At 70.6% G+C, this 15,533-nt stretch carries 14 protein-coding genes and 1 pseudogene; 3 read left to right on the forward strand and 12 right to left on the reverse strand.

Annotation, left to right across the window (positions count from 1 at the left end):
* Positions 1-199 precede the first annotated feature (199 nt).
* Together ACTMVF_RS34445 and ACTMVF_RS34450 are read right to left on the reverse strand one after the other, a co-directional pair.
* Entirely contained in the window at positions 200-1,081 is an 882-nt protein-coding gene (locus ACTMVF_RS34445; protein WP_441275047.1) for an endonuclease/exonuclease/phosphatase family protein, read from the reverse strand.
* Positions 1,082-1,468: 387 nt separating this feature from the next.
* Complete coding sequence (locus ACTMVF_RS34450; RefSeq protein WP_441275048.1) at positions 1,469-2,218, reverse strand: dienelactone hydrolase family protein; 750 nt, start codon at positions 2,216-2,218, stop codon at positions 1,469-1,471.
* A gap of 112 nt (positions 2,219-2,330) precedes the next feature.
* On the opposite strand from ACTMVF_RS34450, the gene ACTMVF_RS34455 reads away from it, so the two are divergent.
* Together ACTMVF_RS34455 and ACTMVF_RS34460 are read left to right on the forward strand one after the other, a co-directional pair.
* Positions 2,331-2,813 (forward strand): MarR family winged helix-turn-helix transcriptional regulator, encoded by a 483-nt coding sequence (locus ACTMVF_RS34455; RefSeq protein WP_441274971.1) that lies wholly within the window; start codon positions 2,331-2,333, stop codon positions 2,811-2,813.
* Between the two features lie 698 nt (positions 2,814-3,511).
* The gene (locus ACTMVF_RS34460) at positions 3,512-4,417 is read left to right on the forward strand and encodes a poly-gamma-glutamate hydrolase family protein (protein WP_441274972.1); all 906 of its coding nucleotides are present in this window, start codon (positions 3,512-3,514) and stop codon (positions 4,415-4,417) included.
* 150 nt (positions 4,418-4,567) lie between these two features.
* On the opposite strand, the gene ACTMVF_RS34465 is transcribed toward ACTMVF_RS34460, so the two are convergent.
* From ACTMVF_RS34465 to ACTMVF_RS34490, 6 genes and pseudogenes are all read right to left on the reverse strand, one after another.
* Positions 4,568-5,476, reverse strand: a complete 909-nt coding sequence (locus ACTMVF_RS34465) for a class I SAM-dependent methyltransferase (RefSeq protein ID WP_441274973.1) — start codon at positions 5,474-5,476, stop codon at positions 4,568-4,570.
* A gap of 176 nt (positions 5,477-5,652) precedes the next feature.
* Positions 5,653-6,816 (reverse strand): hypothetical protein, encoded by a 1,164-nt coding sequence (locus tag ACTMVF_RS34470; protein WP_441274974.1) that lies wholly within the window; start codon positions 6,814-6,816, stop codon positions 5,653-5,655.
* Positions 6,813-7,055, reverse strand: a complete 243-nt coding sequence (locus ACTMVF_RS34475; protein WP_441274975.1) for a hypothetical protein — start codon at positions 7,053-7,055, stop codon at positions 6,813-6,815. The genes ACTMVF_RS34470 and ACTMVF_RS34475 overlap by 4 nt, the downstream gene beginning before the upstream one ends.
* Positions 7,056-7,080: 25 nt before the next feature.
* Positions 7,081-8,220, reverse strand: coding sequence for an ABC transporter substrate-binding protein (locus tag ACTMVF_RS34480; RefSeq protein ID WP_441274976.1), 1,140 nt, complete (start codon positions 8,218-8,220; stop codon positions 7,081-7,083).
* A 277-nt stretch (positions 8,221-8,497) separates the two neighbouring features.
* Positions 8,498-8,791: a hypothetical protein gene (locus tag ACTMVF_RS34485; protein ID WP_441275054.1), complete on the reverse strand. Its 294-nt coding sequence runs from the start codon at positions 8,789-8,791 to the stop codon at positions 8,498-8,500.
* A gap of 222 nt (positions 8,792-9,013) precedes the next feature.
* A pseudogene (locus ACTMVF_RS34490) lies at positions 9,014-9,137 on the reverse strand (transcriptional regulator); the annotation flags it as partial.
* Between ACTMVF_RS34490 and ACTMVF_RS34495 the strand changes: the two are divergent.
* Positions 9,126-9,731 carry a hypothetical protein gene (locus tag ACTMVF_RS34495; RefSeq protein WP_441275055.1) on the forward strand — a complete coding sequence of 202 codons (606 nt, stop codon included), beginning with the start codon at positions 9,126-9,128 and terminating at the stop codon, positions 9,729-9,731. The pseudogene ACTMVF_RS34490 and the gene ACTMVF_RS34495 sit on opposite strands and share 12 nt — an antisense overlap.
* A 131-nt stretch (positions 9,732-9,862) precedes the next feature.
* Here ACTMVF_RS34495 and ACTMVF_RS34500 read toward each other — a convergent pair whose 3' ends face one another.
* The 4 genes from ACTMVF_RS34500 to ACTMVF_RS34515 all read right to left on the reverse strand — a co-directional run bounded on the left by ACTMVF_RS34500 (position 9,863) and on the right by ACTMVF_RS34515 (position 15,532).
* A complete protein-coding gene (locus tag ACTMVF_RS34500; protein ID WP_441274977.1) occupies positions 9,863-11,146 on the reverse strand; it encodes a SufS family cysteine desulfurase in 1,284 nt (427 codons plus the stop codon).
* Positions 11,133-12,524, reverse strand: coding sequence for a family 2B encapsulin nanocompartment shell protein (locus ACTMVF_RS34505; protein WP_441274978.1), 1,392 nt, complete (start codon positions 12,522-12,524; stop codon positions 11,133-11,135). The genes ACTMVF_RS34500 and ACTMVF_RS34505 overlap by 14 nt, the downstream gene beginning before the upstream one ends.
* A gap of 369 nt (positions 12,525-12,893) precedes the next feature.
* A complete protein-coding gene (locus ACTMVF_RS34510) occupies positions 12,894-13,736 on the reverse strand; it encodes a hypothetical protein (RefSeq protein WP_441274979.1) in 843 nt (280 codons plus the stop codon).
* Positions 13,737-13,804: 68 nt separating this feature from the next.
* Positions 13,805-15,532 carry a diflavin oxidoreductase gene (locus ACTMVF_RS34515; protein WP_441275049.1) on the reverse strand — a complete coding sequence of 576 codons (1,728 nt, stop codon included), beginning with the start codon at positions 15,530-15,532 and terminating at the stop codon, positions 13,805-13,807.
* Between the last annotated feature and the right edge of the window lies 1 nt (position 15,533).

Below are 15,533 nucleotides of genomic sequence, written 5' to 3' on the forward strand. Positions count from 1 at the left end.
CCTCAGGGAAGGCGCGGGCGGTCGACGACATCGAGGCGGCCGTGGCCGGCCGGCGAACCTGGTTCCGTGACAGCCAGGAGGCGGCGTACAGGTTGGCTTGCGGCTCGCTGAACGGCTCGTCGGTGGCGTCGGCACGGTCTTGCCGTGCCGATTCACCGCGTCACTGAGTGGTCGTCCAGTCGGCCAGGGAGGGCCCACTTCATGCTGGGGCGAGGTCGGTGTACAGCATGTGGTGATCGGAGTACGGGGTCGGACGCACGTGGTGCCTGAGGGGTGCGATGCCTCGCAGGAAGACGTAGTCGAACTTGCTGTGCCAGTCGGTGGTCGGCGTGCAGGCGCCGGCGGAGGAGGGGTGGCACTGGGGGTCTGTGTCCGCGGCCAGTGCCCACATCCCGGCGAGTTCGGGGGCGTAGGGTACGGCGTTGAAGTCGCCGAGGACGATTGCGCGGTCGTGCCGGGCGACGTCCGCGGCGAGTACGGCGGTCTGCTCTGCTCGGATTGCCTCTTGACGTCGTTGGGCGAGGTGGGTGTTGAAGACCCGGACGGATCTGCCGCCCACAGTGGTGGTGACTGCCATGTAGCCGCGGTCCTCGGATCCGCCGTCGGGGTATTCCACATGGACGTGGTCCGTCATCGGTGCCGCCGAGAGGATCGCCTGGCCGAAGGCCCCCGGACTCCACGGAGCTCCTCCGCAGCGGCCCCAACTCTGAAGGACCGTCCCGTACTCGACGTGGTAAACGAGCCCGTAAAGGCCCTCCAGATAGTCCCGGATCCTTTCGACGTCACCCACGCACGCTTCTTGCAGGCCGATGACCTGGGGCGCAAACGTGGCGATCTCCGCTGCCCGGTGTACGTTGCCGGCCTCGCAGGGGTTGCAGATGTTCCACGTCATGACTCGATTCGGTACGACATCCCGGACGGCGTCGACGGGCAGTGGCCTGGCGGAGAGGGCACCGCTTGGGGCACTGGGCCCGACGAGCACCATCAAGGCCACGGTCATGGCGCCCACGAGTAACCACGTGCCCCGTCCGAGCACCATCGCCTCCTCAAGGTGGATACCTATGGCATCTGACGTCTTCATGCACGAGGTTATGGGAGCGGCTTGGCCCAGGGAATGGACATCCACCACTCCACCCCCCCCCAAGCCGGTCGGTGGGACAGGGCTGCCTCAGTGGTCTACCAGTCGGCGACCGGTGCTCCGACGTCGACCGGCCTGAGCTGAGTCGGTGACCCGAAGCGCCGGAGCCGAGACCACGGTTCCGGCGCTTCGGTGCCGCTCAAGGCGTACGGGCCGACTGGTTCGTGTTCTTCTTCCTGCTGCGCCGCATGCGGGATGTTCCGTGCCCGTGCTCGTGCTCATGCCGGCGTCTGGCCCCGTTGTCCCGGGTTGATGGTGGGCGCAGGTGTGTCGCTGAGGCCTACGCACCCCGGAGCCGTGTGCGTCAGCCTTGGTTTCCGGGCCGGAGCCTCAGCTGTTGGCCAGAGTGCGGTCCAGGAGGGAGAGCAGGCGATCCCAGTGGCGCTTCAGCCCGGAAGCGCTGAAAGCGTCGGTGTCGGACATGGTGAAGCCGTGGACGGTGCCTGGGTAGATCTCGCAGGCATAGCGGACATCTGCGGCATCCAGGGCCTGGTTGAGTTCGCTGAGGGCCTCGGGCGGCATGTCGTTTTCGGAGAGGCCGAGGTGGACTTCGGCGGTGAGCTCGGAGAGGAGGCGGTGCGGGCTGTCGGGCGCGTCGGTGACCAGAAAGCCGGGGTGGAATCCTGCGACGGCGGCCACCTGGTCGGGGTGGGCTGTTGCGGTGCGCATCGCCAGGGCGCCGCCTATGCAGTAGCCCATCACGGCGACCGGTCCGGTGCCGACCTCGGGCCGAGTGGTGAGGAACGTGAGGTAGGCGTCGGCGTCGCGCAGGATCCGTTCGGTGGTGTGCTCCTGGAGCAGGGGCATCAGTTGGGCGATGACCGCGGGCCTGATCTCTTCTCCGATGTGCTCGGGAAGTTCGGCCACCGGTGCCGGGCCGTGCCGGTAGTAGAGGTTGGGGACGAGCACGTAGTAGCCGTGCCCGGCCAGTTCGCGCGCCCTCTCCTCCAACTCGGGCCGCACGCCGAAGGCATCGGTGTACAGCAGCACCCCAGGGTGCCGCTCGCCGCCGTCGGGGAAGGCGGCGAATGCGTCGGCCTGACCGTCAGGGGTGGGAATCTGCAGTGTCCTGGTGGGAATGGCGGATCTTCCTTCCTGTAGTTCGCTCAATCAGCGTTAGTCGCACTAACGGTGTCGGCATGAGTCAACGTATATCGTTAGTTGGACTAACACAATGAGTAGGATTGGCGCCATGACCAGAGCTGACGCCGCGGACGTGCATGACGACAGCGCGCCCAAGCCGCCCGACAGACTGCGTCGCCGGGCGAGTCGGTTGCTGTCGCAGCTGTCCACGCGGTCGGACCGGCTGATCAACGAAGGGTTGGCCGATGTCGACGCCCGCAAGTGGCACTACGCGGTGCTCGCCTCACTTCAGGATCACGGGCCCGGCAGCCAGGCGACGCTGAGCAGGCGCACCGGCATCTACCGCAGCGACATGGTCGGCGTGCTCAACGAACTGGCCGAGCGTCACCTCGTCGAGCGGGCGCCGGACCCGGACGACCAGCGCCGCAACATCATCACGATCTCCGCCCGAGGCCGCCGTCACCTACGCCGCCTCGACAAGGTCCTGGACGATCTCCACGACGAACTGCTCGCGCCGCTGAGTCCGGCCGAACGCGACCAGTTCGTGCAGTTGCTCACCCGCTTGCTGGACCACCACGACCGGATCTCCTGACCCGGGTAGCGGCATCCGCTGCCCACGCTGCCCGGGGCGTTGTTTCAGAGGTGGAGGTGGCCGCACTGGGAGGCTCGCACCGAGTCGAAGCGGCCGGCCATCGGGGTCGATCGGCGAGGAGGTTGGTCCCCCCGGCGTGGCTGGAGTCCGTGCGCTTCACCGCCGTAGCCACCGGCTGCCACCGCAGCCCGGCATGGCCAGGCTGCCGCATGCCCATCCCGTCGGGTGAGGCGCCGTCGGCATGCGGTAAACTTGATCACGAGCTGGTCGCCGCAACTCAGGGTGGCTGGTGCTGCGTTGGTGGTCCAAGGAAAGACGCCCCGCTTCCTGCGGGGAGATGCAGGTGCAAGGCCTGCCCAGCGCTCGATCACGGGGCCCGTCCGCGCACTGCGCAGGCGGGCCCCAAGCGTTGCCCGGCATCACGAGCAGGCCGGTGGGCGAGGACGATGCGCCCGGCGACGCGCAGCCACCGTCGTCCGCTTCTCGGGGCAGCACGTCGGCGCGTTGGCGCGTTGGCACCGGGGAAGGTCGGGAATCAGAGCGGCCTGAGTGCGGACTGACTGGCCCCGGCGCCGTAGGCGGATTCCGATCACGGCCGGGGCCACGATGGCCCGCCGGACAGGTCCACGACGGCGCCGCGTTGTCATGTCCAGAGATCCGCCGCACGAGCACGCCGGGTCATGATGCAGGATCGTCCCGTGAACAACACCAGCAGACGCACCGTCCTCGCTTCCGTCGCCGCCGTCGCCGCGGGCCTGCCCACCCTCAATGCCGTGATGGGCAGCGGGGCCACGCCGGCCGCGGCAGCCGACCGGTACGGGTCCAACACCGAGCTGTACACCCTTACCGCGGACAAGGAGGGCACCGACTGGATGCGCCGGTTTCGCATAGGCGCGCCGGTGCAGGTCACGGACAATGCCCGCAGCACGAGCAGCGCCGTCAGCAGTACGGCGGTGATCGCGCCGCACGGGGGTGGGATCGAGGCGGGTACGAGCGAGCTGTGTATGGCCATCGCCGGTTACACGCCCTTCGACGCCAACACCGACCCGGCGAGCGCGGCGGTGCAGGGAGAACCGCAGCGGGACTACTGGATGTTCGAGGCCCTGGCCAACTCCTCCGCGCAGCACGTCACCTCGACCCACTGCGACGACCCGGCCGCCCTCGCCGTCTGCGCCGGCAACCTGTACGCCGTCGCCCTGCACGGCTTCGAAGACACGGCCGCGAAGAAGGTCGTCATCGGCGGTCGGGACGAGCGGCTCAAGCGCAACCTGCTGGCCGCCTTCACGAAGTACGGTCTGACCTCTCCCACGAGCAACGCCGATTGGGACGTGACCGTGGTCCTGGCGGGCCCCACCGACCCCATCAACGGCGACGACCCGGCCAACATCGTCAACCGAACCCGCACGGCCGCCGGCGCCCAGCTGGAGCTGTCCACAGCGCTGCGCAAGGCGATGTTCGGTGACTTCTCCGGCGCGGCCAAGCGCAGGACGACGGCCGGTGCGCCGAGCGCCGACAGCCCCTACGCCGACCGCTTCTGGAACGGTTTCGTGAGCGCCGTCCGCGAAGCGATCAAGAAACACGAGCTCGGCCTCGCCTCCCTCTGAGCTCGGCCTCGGCATCGTCGATCACAGCGGGGACCCAGCGGAGCCTGGTGTCCACCCGCACGGCGGGTACCGGCGTCCCGCGCCTGAAGTCGCTGGGCGGGGACGGAGACGGGGCTGTCCGCCATGGCCGCGCTACGACGCGGGCACCCGTCACGTCTCGCGGACCGGCTTGTCCAGGACGAGCGCGACGTACCGGCTGGTGCGCTGAACGGGCACGTGGGCCAGAACGACGCTGGAGAGGGAGAGCCACTGAGGGTGGGTCAGATCCTTCAGAGGGGGCAGCAGCCGGCCCAGAAGCCAACGCCCGGCGGGGGTGAGGGCCAGCCTGGCGCCAAGGATGCCGAGGGTCATGAAGCGTCGGGCGACGGGGCGGGTCCAGTCATGGACACGGCACGGGCGGTACCCGATGTCGATCGCGTGACGGATGTAGCGGACGAGCGGTTCGAACTCCTCGAACGCCCATGTGTCGCGAACGACACGGCCGGGATCGGCCGCGTTGATCTCGGTGGGGTCACCGGTGGCCCAGGCGAAGTCGACGAGGACGAGCCGGCCGCCGGGCTTGAGGAGACGGTAGGCCTGCTCCAGGAAGGCGCGGCGGCCCTCGGGACCGAAGTGGAACGCGGCCTCCAGGCAGTGCACCTTGTCGAACTCGGCGTCGCCGAAAGACGACTTCGCGCGAAGGTCGGTGGCGTCGGCTTGGAGGAAACGGATGCGGCCATGGTCACCGTGCCGCTGGACGGCCTGCGCCACATGGGGCGGATAGAGGTCGATGCCGGTGGCGAAGGCGCCCTGCTCGGCGATGCGGCGGGTGGTGTGTCCGGTGCCGCAGGCGACGTCGAGAACCTGTTCGCCCGGCTGGATGCGCAGCAGGGCTAGCGAACGGCTGACGAGGTCCTCCTGGAAGGACGACAGGGACCGCGAGCGGGTGAGGCGGGGCAGGGTGAGGGGAGTGAAGTAGCCGAGGTTGAGGAGGCTTCCCCAGCCGAGGGACTGCAGTACGGAGAGGAGCGGGTTGTTGTCGGTCTCGTAGGCGTGAGCGAGTTTGAGAGGCGTGTTCATGGGGGGGCTCTCGTCGAGGGGCGAACGTGATCACTTCCTGGTGATCGGACAAACGTCGCGGCCCGGCCAAAGTAACGACCGCTGCCGCGTGGCCCGTACGCACCACTCGCACGACCTCGCCCCCGCGACGTGCACGTACCGTGCCACCGCCAGATGGGACATGCGCACGGCGCTCATCAGCGCGTACGGCTACGCCGCCACTCGCGGCCGCCGTCGCGAGAGATCCACAGCCCTTCGTCCTTCACCAGCGCGTACGTCGCTGTCGTCGCGTCCGCGATGCCGTAGAGCGTCGTGCCGGCGACGGTGAACGACGTGAATGTCGTCGGCGTCTTCAGCTCGTGGAAGGCGCTGTTGGTGCGGTCGTCGGCGAGCCAGTAGTGGCCGCCCTCCTCACCGACGAGCAGCCGCCCGTCCGCGAGCAGCTCCAGGACCAGCGACTCCGCGCCACGCTTCAGGTCCGTCCAGGGAATGCCGCCACCGAGGACCGTCCGCCAGTGCCCGCCGCCGTCCGTCGTCAGCAACACGCCGCGCACGTCTTCGCCCCGGATGAGGGCCAACGCCGCGCTGCCACCCCGCGCCGCGAGGATGCCGCCCGCGTACGGCTTGGGGACGGCCGTAGAGCCAAGAGTGCGACCGTCGCGCTGCCGTACGACGCGGTCGGGGTCTTCGGTCAGGGACTGGTCCAGGCTCCAGGCCGTGCCACGCTCGTCGACGGCGAGGCGGACGGCGCCCTCCGGCACGCCGGCCGGGGGCGCCACGGTGCGCGTGGTGGGGCGGTAGACGAGGGTCGGCTCCGGTTCGGCGAGCAGGATGTCGCCGGGGCGGGTGCGCAACGGGGTCTCGGTGAGGGTGACCTTGTGCCGCTTGCCGTGTACGTCGAGGGCGTACGCCCCCTCGGCCCCCTCTCCCGACGGCACCCGCACGAAGCCGCCGGGCACCCCCTTGAACGTGGCGGGCACCGCCTCCGCGTCCGCGTGTTCCGCGTGCTCGGCGACCGTACGGCCGTCGGGGCCCACGATGCGCCAGGCGGAGGCGGCGGGCCCCTCGTCGTCCTCGACGTTGCCGGCCTCGTACGTCAGGAGCAACGAGCCGTCGTCCGCGCGGACCACGCCGACCGGGGCGCCGGCCGCCTCGATGACGTCGGCGGGGCGCGGGTGAGGGTCTTCGACGACCCGCTTGTACTTCGCCTCACGGTCCCCGGAGTCCCCGGAGTCCCCGGAGTCCCCGGAGTCCCCGGAGTTCCCGTCGTAGGAGCGGCCCGGGCCGCAGGCGGTCAGCGCCAGTGCCAGCACCGTACTCGCCGCGGCCGTAAGCCGGACCGTGCGCCTTCCGGGTTTCACTGTTGGCCGGGTGCCGCCAGGTCGGCTACCAGCATTTCCAGGGCCGACTTCGGAACGGTGCCGTTCGACCCGCTGTCTGGCTGCCTCCAGTTCGGGCTTGAGTCGGTGGATTCTGAGCCTGTGGTGTCGTTGACGCCCTGGAAGATGCCGAAGTCAATGGGCCCGTCGTCTGCTGAGGCGGGGATGGCGGCAGCGAGGAGAGCCGCACCGGCAAGTGCGGCGGCAGCGATGATCTTCATGCGTGGCTCAACGATGAGACCGGCATCAGGATGTTCTGTTCCGCACCTTTGGCGGACTGGAGAAAAGGATCCGAAAGTGATCGGGTGCCGCGGGATCCCGATCAACGACTTGGATGGGCGTCCGCGCCCATTGCCACACACTGATGCCCGGCACGCGGGAGAACAGGATCTGCCCGCGGGTGCCTTCGACTGCGACGCCCGGCCAGGATTCGGCCGTGCGCGCCCGGTCCGCGCCGTGCGCACGCAGCATCTCGGCAAGGACGGCGATCGTGTCGTAGCCCTCGAAGGCGACGAAGGAGGGCGCTTCGGTCAGCCGCTCGCGCAGGGCCGTCTCGACTCGTGCACCGAGTGGGCTGAGGCGCTCGGGCAGGTAGCGGAGGAACGGGATCGCGGCGCCGGCGTCGCCCAGCGACGTCGCCCATTCGGTGAACTCCGGTTGCCCGGCCGGAGCACCGATCATGATGTCGGCGAGGCGCTGGTCGCGGCGCACGGACCTGACGATCGACACTGCCGGCTCCGGGTGACCGACCAGGAGGAGGAGGGCTGTCGCGCGCTGGTCGACGAGTTCGTCGCACACGGCCGCAGGCGTGAGCGCGCTCATGTCGAGTTCGGTGACAGTGCCGCCGCGTGTCGCGAGGTGGTCCCGCAGAATGCGGGTCCCAGAGGCCCAGTAGACACTCGGCTGGGCTGCTACGGCGATGCGGCGGTGGCCCGCGCCGAGGAGGAAGTCCGCGTAGATCTGCCAGCCGCGGGACTGCGGTGGGGAGAGGCGCGCGACCCATTCCGTCGGCTGTTCGGTGAGCGCGTCGAGCACCGCTGACGAGCAGAGGAACGGCAGGCCGAGGGCGTCGGCCCTGGTGGCGGCGGTGCGAGCGACGACGCTGTGATACTCGCCCGCCAAGGCGGCGACGCCCAGGCGAGCCAATTCGTCCACGGCAGCCGCGGCCCGCTGCGGATCAGCCGCGGTGTCCCGGACCACCAGCTCAAGTGGCCTTCCGCCGATCCCGCCGGCGTCATTGACGTCGCGAACGGCCAGCTCGAGTCCGGCCAGCAAGTGGTGGCCCGCCTCGACCCAGCCAGGCCGAGTCAGCGGCACGAGAGCGCCGATCCGGACGGACGAGCCGTCAGACCGCTGTGCCCCAGCGGGCGATGGTGGCGTATTCATGCGGCGGCGTCTCCGGCCCGACGACTCGGCCGCCGTTCGCCCGGACCGCAGAGTGGCAAGACCCGGCAGTACGCGTTCGTCTCATCTCGCCGTGGCGGGCGCACTTGGGTGATCATGCCGACCATTGCATCCACGCCCATCGCCGACCGGCAACCGATTATTTGTTCGCCGAGCTGCCGAGCCGCAAGAAACGGGGCCCGCACCCCGCGAAACCCCCTGCCCCGTACCGCGATGCTCGCGGTACGGGGCAGGGGATGGAAGCGCGGCCCAGCAGCCGTCAGTGACCGATGGTCCGGTCGAAGCCGGACTCGTCCATGTCGAAGCCGGTTGCATCCTGGTCGAAGCCGGACGCGTCCTGGTCGGAACCAGACGCGCCCTCGCCGGCACCGGACGCGCCCTGGCCGAAGCCCGAGTCGTCCTGGTCGAGACCAGGTGTGGCCGGAGAGCTGTTTCCGAAACCAGCTCCGGCGTTACTCATGTCGTCGCTGTCATAGGCGAGGGCCTGGCCCGCGCCTCCGAGCAGAACGGTCCCGGCCAGAACGGTAGCGGCCAGCAGGGTAGGTGCACGCACGAGCGTCTCCTTCGGTCGGTGTGTGCTCGCCAGAGGTATGCCGCCGGCCCGCACGCGGGATGCGTCGATGGGCCCACAGGCACCCGAATAGGCGGTGCACATGGCGGTACCCGTAATGGGGGTCCTCGCCGGAGAGATCGAGGCGGGCGGGCCAGGAAACCGATCCGCTCGACGAAACCAACGGCGCCTGACGGCAGTGAAGTTGGTGGCGCCTTGGCGTGGCTCTCCCCGTTCGAGACGGGTGTAGTAGTCCGTGCTCACCCCGGCCGGACGGGCGACCTCCTTGCGGCGCAGGCCCGGTACCCGGCGGACACCGCCGCCCGGGGCCCGCGTCGTGCGGGCTCAGCCGGGCCCGGCGGGTGCGGAGAAAGTCTCCGGGCTCTGCCTGGGTGCCCTTCTGGAAGACGTCACCGGCATCTCCGAGGGGCTCGTGCCGGCGGTGCTCTGTCTGTACGGCGTGGGCGCGCCGGTCGGCCTCACGGTGGGTGACCGTATCGCCGACCGCGTCCCCTTCGGGGGCCTGCTGACCGGCATGGGTGCGGTCGCGGCCGTAGCGGCCACCCTCACGCCGACCGCGGACATTCCCGCGGTGGTGATCCCGCTCGCCGTCCTCCTCGCCGCCGGTGGCTTCATGACCAACCCGGCGGTGAACGCCCGGGTGTTCGGCCTCCGGGGCGCGAGCAGGACGCTGGGCGGCGCGGTGAACATCGCCGCCTTCGACGTCGGCATCGCCGTGGCCCCCTGGGTGTCCGTGCTGGTGATCGACGCGGGCCCCGGCCGGGCGGGCATCGGCCGGGTCGGCGCGCCCTTCGCCGTGGCGGCTGTCCCGAGCACGCTGCTGGACCGGCACCTCACCCGCCGCCACCAGCGCACCACACCCACCCGTGCCCCTGCCCCGGCTCTGCGCGACGTCCCCGAGTACGCCGCGGCCTCCCGGTGAGCTCGGCGGCCCGCGCCTCGGCGAACCGATCCGGTCCGGTGTGCCACGATCGACACCGCTGCGCAGCGGAACCGGGATCCGTGCGGCCACCTTCCGGCGCACGGACCCCGGTCAGGTCCCTACTCCCTTCGTCAGGCGCTCTGTTGCAGTCGGCGCAGCGACGCGACGAGCTGGTCCACCTCCTCGGCCGTGTTGTAGAGCGCGAGAGAGGCGCGCGCCGCCGACTCCAACCCGTAGTGCGCGAGGGCCGGTTGGGCGCAGTGGTGACCGGCGCGGATGGCGATTCCGTCGCGGTCGAGCCAGTCGGCGACGGAGGCCGGGTCCTGCCCCGCGAGCGTGAAGGTGAGCACCGCGATCCGATCGGGCGCCGAACCGATCAACTGGAGCCCGGGCACCGTGGCAAGGGCCTCGCGCGCATACGACAGGAGACGCTCCTCGTATGCCGCGACGGCCTCGCGGTCCAGGGACGTCAGCCAGTTCACGGCGGCGAGCAGTCCGATGACGCCGGAGATGTGTCCGGTGCCGGCCTCCATCTTGTGCGGGGCGGCCGCGAACGTGGTCTTGCCGAAGTCCACGGACTCGATCATGTTGCCGCCGCCCTGCCACGGTGCCATGCCGGCGAGGAGGTCCGGCTTCGTGTACAGGACACCGATGCCGGTCGGCGCGAACAGCTTGTGACCGGAGAACGCGTAGAAGTCGGCGTTCAAGTCCTGTACGTCGACGGGGAAATGAGCGACGGCCTGGGCGCCGTCCACCAGGACCTTGGCGCCGTAGCGGTGGGCGAGCGCCGTCATCTCCTTGATGGGCGGGACGGTGCCGAGGACGTTCGAGGCGTGGCTGATCGCGACGAGCTGGGTGCGCGAGGACAGGAGATCCGCGTACGCGTCCTGGTCGATCTCTCCGTCCGCGGTGAGCGGGACCGGCACGAGCCGGGCCCGGGTCTCCTTGGCGATCATCTGCCACGGCACGATGTCCGAGTGGTGTTCGAGGACCGGCACCAGAATGTCGTCCCCGGGGCCGAGGTTGGCCCGGCCCCAGCTCTGTGCGACGAGGTTGACGGCCTCCGTGGTGCCGCGCACGAAGACGACACCGTCCGGGCTCGGGGCACCGAGGAAGTCGGCGACGGCCACCCGGCCCGCCTCGTACGCCTCGGTGGCCTCCCGCGCCATGGTGTGGGCCCCGCGGTGGATGTTGGAGTTGGCGGTGCCGTAGTAGGCGGTGAGCGCCTCGATGACCTGGCGCGGTTTCTGGGTGGTGGCGGCGTTGTCGAGCCAGACGAGGGGGCGGCCGTTGACCGGCCGGTGCAGGATCGGGAAGTCGTGACGCACCGACTCGGCGGTGAAACCGCCCGGTCGGCGCCGAAGCGCGGAGGGATCGGTCGGCGTCGGCCACGCCGTGATGTCAGGCGTAGTCATGGTATTTGGACACCTCGACGTTCTGGAGTACGGCGATGGCGTCGTCCACCAGCACGGCGGTGTTGAAGTAGGCCGTCATCAGGTAGGACGTGATGCCCTTCCGGTCCATGCCCATGTTCCGCATGGACAGGCCGGGTTCGACCTCGTCCGGCACCGCCGCGGGGCGCAAGCCCACCACGCCCTGCTCGGCCTCGCCGACCCGCATCAGCAGGATCTCGGTGGTACCGGCGGCCTCGCCCGAGCCGCCCGGACACGGCACCTTGTCGGAGGGCAGCAGCGGCACGCCCCGCCAGGTCAGCAGCGGACTGCCGAACCGGCTGTCCGTCACCGGCGGCACGCCCCGCCGCGTGCACTCGCGGCCGAACGCGGCGATCGCCCTCGGGTGCGCCACGAAGTAGGCGGGCTGCTTCCACACCCTCGCGAGCAGCTCGTCCAGGTCGTCGGGGGTGGGCGCGCCGGTGCGCGCCTGGACGCGCTGACCGGCCGGGACACTGTGGAAGAGCCCGAAGTCGGGGTGGTTGAGCATCAGGTTCTCCTGCCGCTCGCGCAGGGCCTGGACGGTCAGGTTGGCCTGAGTCCGCGTCTGGTCCATCGGCCCGTTGTAGAGGTCGGCGACGCGGGAGTGCACCATCATCCGTGTCTGGGCCAGCGTCATGTGGTACTCGCGCGGCACGTCCTCGTAGTCGACGTAGGTGCTCGGCAGGTCGACCTCACCCACATGACCGCCGCTCAGGTCGATGGGCGCCTCGGTGCCCGGTGCGGGCATGCCGCCCGCCGTGTACGACTCCACCGCCCCGCGCAGCGACTCGTCGCGCTCGATGAGCCCGGCGAGGGCGGAACGCTCGACGCGCAGGGCGACGCCGGGGGTGACGGCCCTGACGGCGTACGGCATCGGCTCGCCCTTGGTCCACGCCTGAAGGTCGAAGTACTGCCCGTCGCCGATGACCTGGATCAGCGCCTCGTCGCCGTACCGCCCGGCGGCCCGCTTCTCGGCGCGGCCCCGGACGATCACCCACAGGTGCTCGGCGGTGTCGCCCTCCTGGACGAGCACCTGCCCCGCCTCGAAGCTCGTCTCGGTGAACGCGTCGGCCAGTTGACCGAGGAGGGCGTCATCGGTCTCGTGCAGGTACGGGATCTCGCGTAAGTCACCCTGCACGACGCGGGGACTTCCCCCGTCGGTGTGCGTGCTGATGCGGTCGTCGCCCAGGACGTAGGTGCGGCGCCGGTTGACGCGGTACACACCCGATTCGACATCGACCCATGGCAGGGCGCGCAGGAGGTAGCGCGGGGTGATACCGCGCATCTGCGGTGCCGTCTTCGTGGTTGTCGCGAGTTGCCGAGCGGAATCGGGGCTGAGGCTGATGCGGTCGGTCGGCACAGTGGCCTCCTCAAGTGGACTGCTCCGGGAGCGGACTTCTGTGCGAGCGAGGCCGATCGTGCAGGGGACGACCGGGCCTCACAAGATGCACAGGACACCGCTCGGCGGAGCCCGGGCCGAAAACGCTCTGCTCGGGGCAGGGCAGGCCCGCCGCACCGCGTGCGTCGGCAGCGGGCGCCACAAGGGCGAGGGCCGGCGGACGACGTTTCCGACGCGGCGGCGAAGAACGGCCCGACGCTCCGTGCATGGCCCACGGACGGCTTGATTTGGCCCCGTATCACGGCTTTTGGCAGCTTAAAGGAGTGCTTATGTGACCCCTCTGCGGGCCGTATTTACCTGAATCCGCAATTGTTGCCTGGGGTGGGTCGGCTATGCGGCAGGCAGCGACGCCGTGAGGTGCTCCCAGGCCGCGTGGACGTCCTCCCCGACGATCCCGAACTGCGTGATGACCGCGACGCAGCGCCCGTCCTCGTCGTCGAGTTCGAGTGCCGAGGTCGGGCCGTGTGCCGCCGTGGAGCGGACCAGGTGGCAGGAGCGGACGCCCGCGAGATCGATCTCCACCGAGCTCCGGGCGATCGCCGCGAACACCCGCCCGCCGACGGTCCGGTCGGTGACGTGCACCCGGCCGCCGCACGCCTGCATGGCCGCCGGGGCAAACACCGCGACCCCGATCGGCAGCCCGACGGAGCAGACGTGGTCGAGTACGGCGGGCAGCACGCCGGCCTCGATCGGCCGGTGCTCGCCGCGGTATCCGCCGAACGCCGAACGCCGGGCGACCCCGCCGTCCGTGAGGATCGCGTCGAGTTGGGCGAGTTGGTCGCCGTTCTCCCACGCCGGCACCTCGGGCGTCGCGGACGGCCCCGAGGCAGGCACCCCGGCGTCGAGCGTGCCCACGAGTCCGGTCAGCAGCCGGTCCCCCTCGGAGAGCAGCCGCCCCTGGTGCACGGTCCGACCGTCCGCGTCCAGCAGACGCAGGGCGACGGCGCCGGTGTCCTCGTCCCGCGCGACCACGGCCGAGGCGACACCGTCGCCGTCGAGACGGAGCGCGATCGAGGCGGGATGCACGGCGAACGCCTCGCCGCGCAGGCTCGGGACCGCGTAACTGCCGGCCTGGTCGATCCGGGCGACCGGACCTCCGGTGACCGCCTGGACGTACTGAAAGAGCGTCAGGCACCGCGCCAGTTCCGGCATCCGCGCGTCGATCAGCCGCACGCTGCTCCTCCGCCTACCGCAGCACCCCTCGAACGCGCAGTGACCATGGGCGTCGTGGTCCGTCATGCTCAGTACACGTCCCGTACGTAGCGCTTCGCCCGCCGCAGGCCCGCCAGGTACTCCGCCGCGTCGTCGTCCCCGCGCCCGCGCTGCTCGGCGATGACGGACAGCAGCGCCGCCTCGACGTCCTTCGCCATCCGGGAGGCGTCGCCGCAGACGTAGAGGTGCGCGCCCTCCTCCAGCCACGCGTACAGCTCGCGCGACCGCTCCCGCATCCGCGTCTGCACGTACACCTTCTCGGCCTGGTCGCGCGAGAACGCGAGGTCGAGTTCGGTGAGCACGCCGCGCTTGCGCAGCTCGGTCAGCTCCTCCTCGTAGACGAAGTCGGTCTCGCGGTGCTGGTCGCCGAAGAACAGCCAGTTGCGTCCGGCGGCGCCCCGCGCCGCCCGCTCGTGCAGGAAGCCGCGGAAGGGGGCGATGCCCGTGCCGGGGCCGATCATGACCATCGGGGCGTCGTCGTCCGCCGGGACGCCGAAGGAGGCGTTCGGTTGCGGATAGATGCCCACGGTCGCCCCCTCGCCGCCGGTCCTGTCCGCGAGGTATGTCGACGTGACACCCTCGTACCGGCGCCGGGGCGTGCCGTACCGGACGGACGCGACGGTGAGGTGGATGCGGTCCGGGTGGGCGAGCGGGCTCGACGAGATCGAGTACTGCCGTGCTTGCAGGGGGCGCAGGAAAGGCAGCAGCTCGTCCAGGCCCGGTGCGGCGGAACCGGCGTCCCGGAGCAGGTCGAGCACGTCCCGGCCCCACAGCCAGGAGTCGAGGTCGGACCGGTCGCCGTGCGCCACCACCGAGGCGAGCTCGCTCGACGGCGCCCGCTCCACGAGGTCGGCGATCAGCTCCTTCGACGGGGTGCGGATCTCGCGCTCGGTCCGCAGCAGCTCGGCGGCCTCCTCGTCACCGCCCGCACCGAGGTGCTTGAGCAACTCCCCGACGAGAGCCGGGTCGTTCACCGGTACGACGGCCAGCGCGTCGCCGGCCTCGTACGTGATGCCGCTGTCGCCGAGGTCGAACTCGTAGTGGCGGATCTCCTTCGCGCTGTGGGGTGAGGACAGCAGGCGGTTCACCGCGAGCCGGGAACGGTACGGGCTGCGCTTGTTCCACCGGGAGCGTTGTGGCGCGGCGGCCGGGGTCGGCTCCGTGGTCCCTGCCGACGCGCCGGTCTCCGCGACCAGACGCTCCAGGACCGCCGTCGTCCACTGCGCCGCGGGCTCCTCGAAGTCGACGTCGCAGTCGACGCGTTCGTGCAACCGGGTCGCCCCCAGCTGCTCAAGGCGGGTGTCGATGAGCTTCGCGGCCTGGCAGAAGTCGTCGTACCCCTGGTCGCCGAGGCCGAGGACCGCGTACCCCAGACCCTCCAGCCTCGGCGCCGTCTCGGCCTGGAGCGCCTCCCAGAACAGCCCGGCGTTGTCGGGCATCTCGCCCTCGCCGTACGTCGAGGTCACCACGATCACGTGGGACATCGCGGCGAGCCGCTCGGGCGTGACGTCGTCGAGCGCGGTGGCGGCGCCGCCGAGGCCGCGGGCGCGGGCCCCGGCGACGAGCTCACCGGCGAGGAACTCGGCGTTCCCGGTCTGGGTGCCGAACAGGACGTCGATCGTCGCGGCGGGTGCGTCCGCCGCCGCGCCGTCCCGGCGTCCGGCGGCGGCGATTCCGGCGATGAACCCGGCGAGCCAGGCCTCCTGTTGGGCGGAGAACGGTGCGTCGGCCGGGATGAGGGACCCGGTCGGGGGCATG

It is taken from the genome of Streptomyces sp. SD31, from assembly GCF_052068475.1.
In the GTDB taxonomy this organism is placed as follows: domain Bacteria; phylum Actinomycetota; class Actinomycetes; order Streptomycetales; family Streptomycetaceae; genus Streptomyces.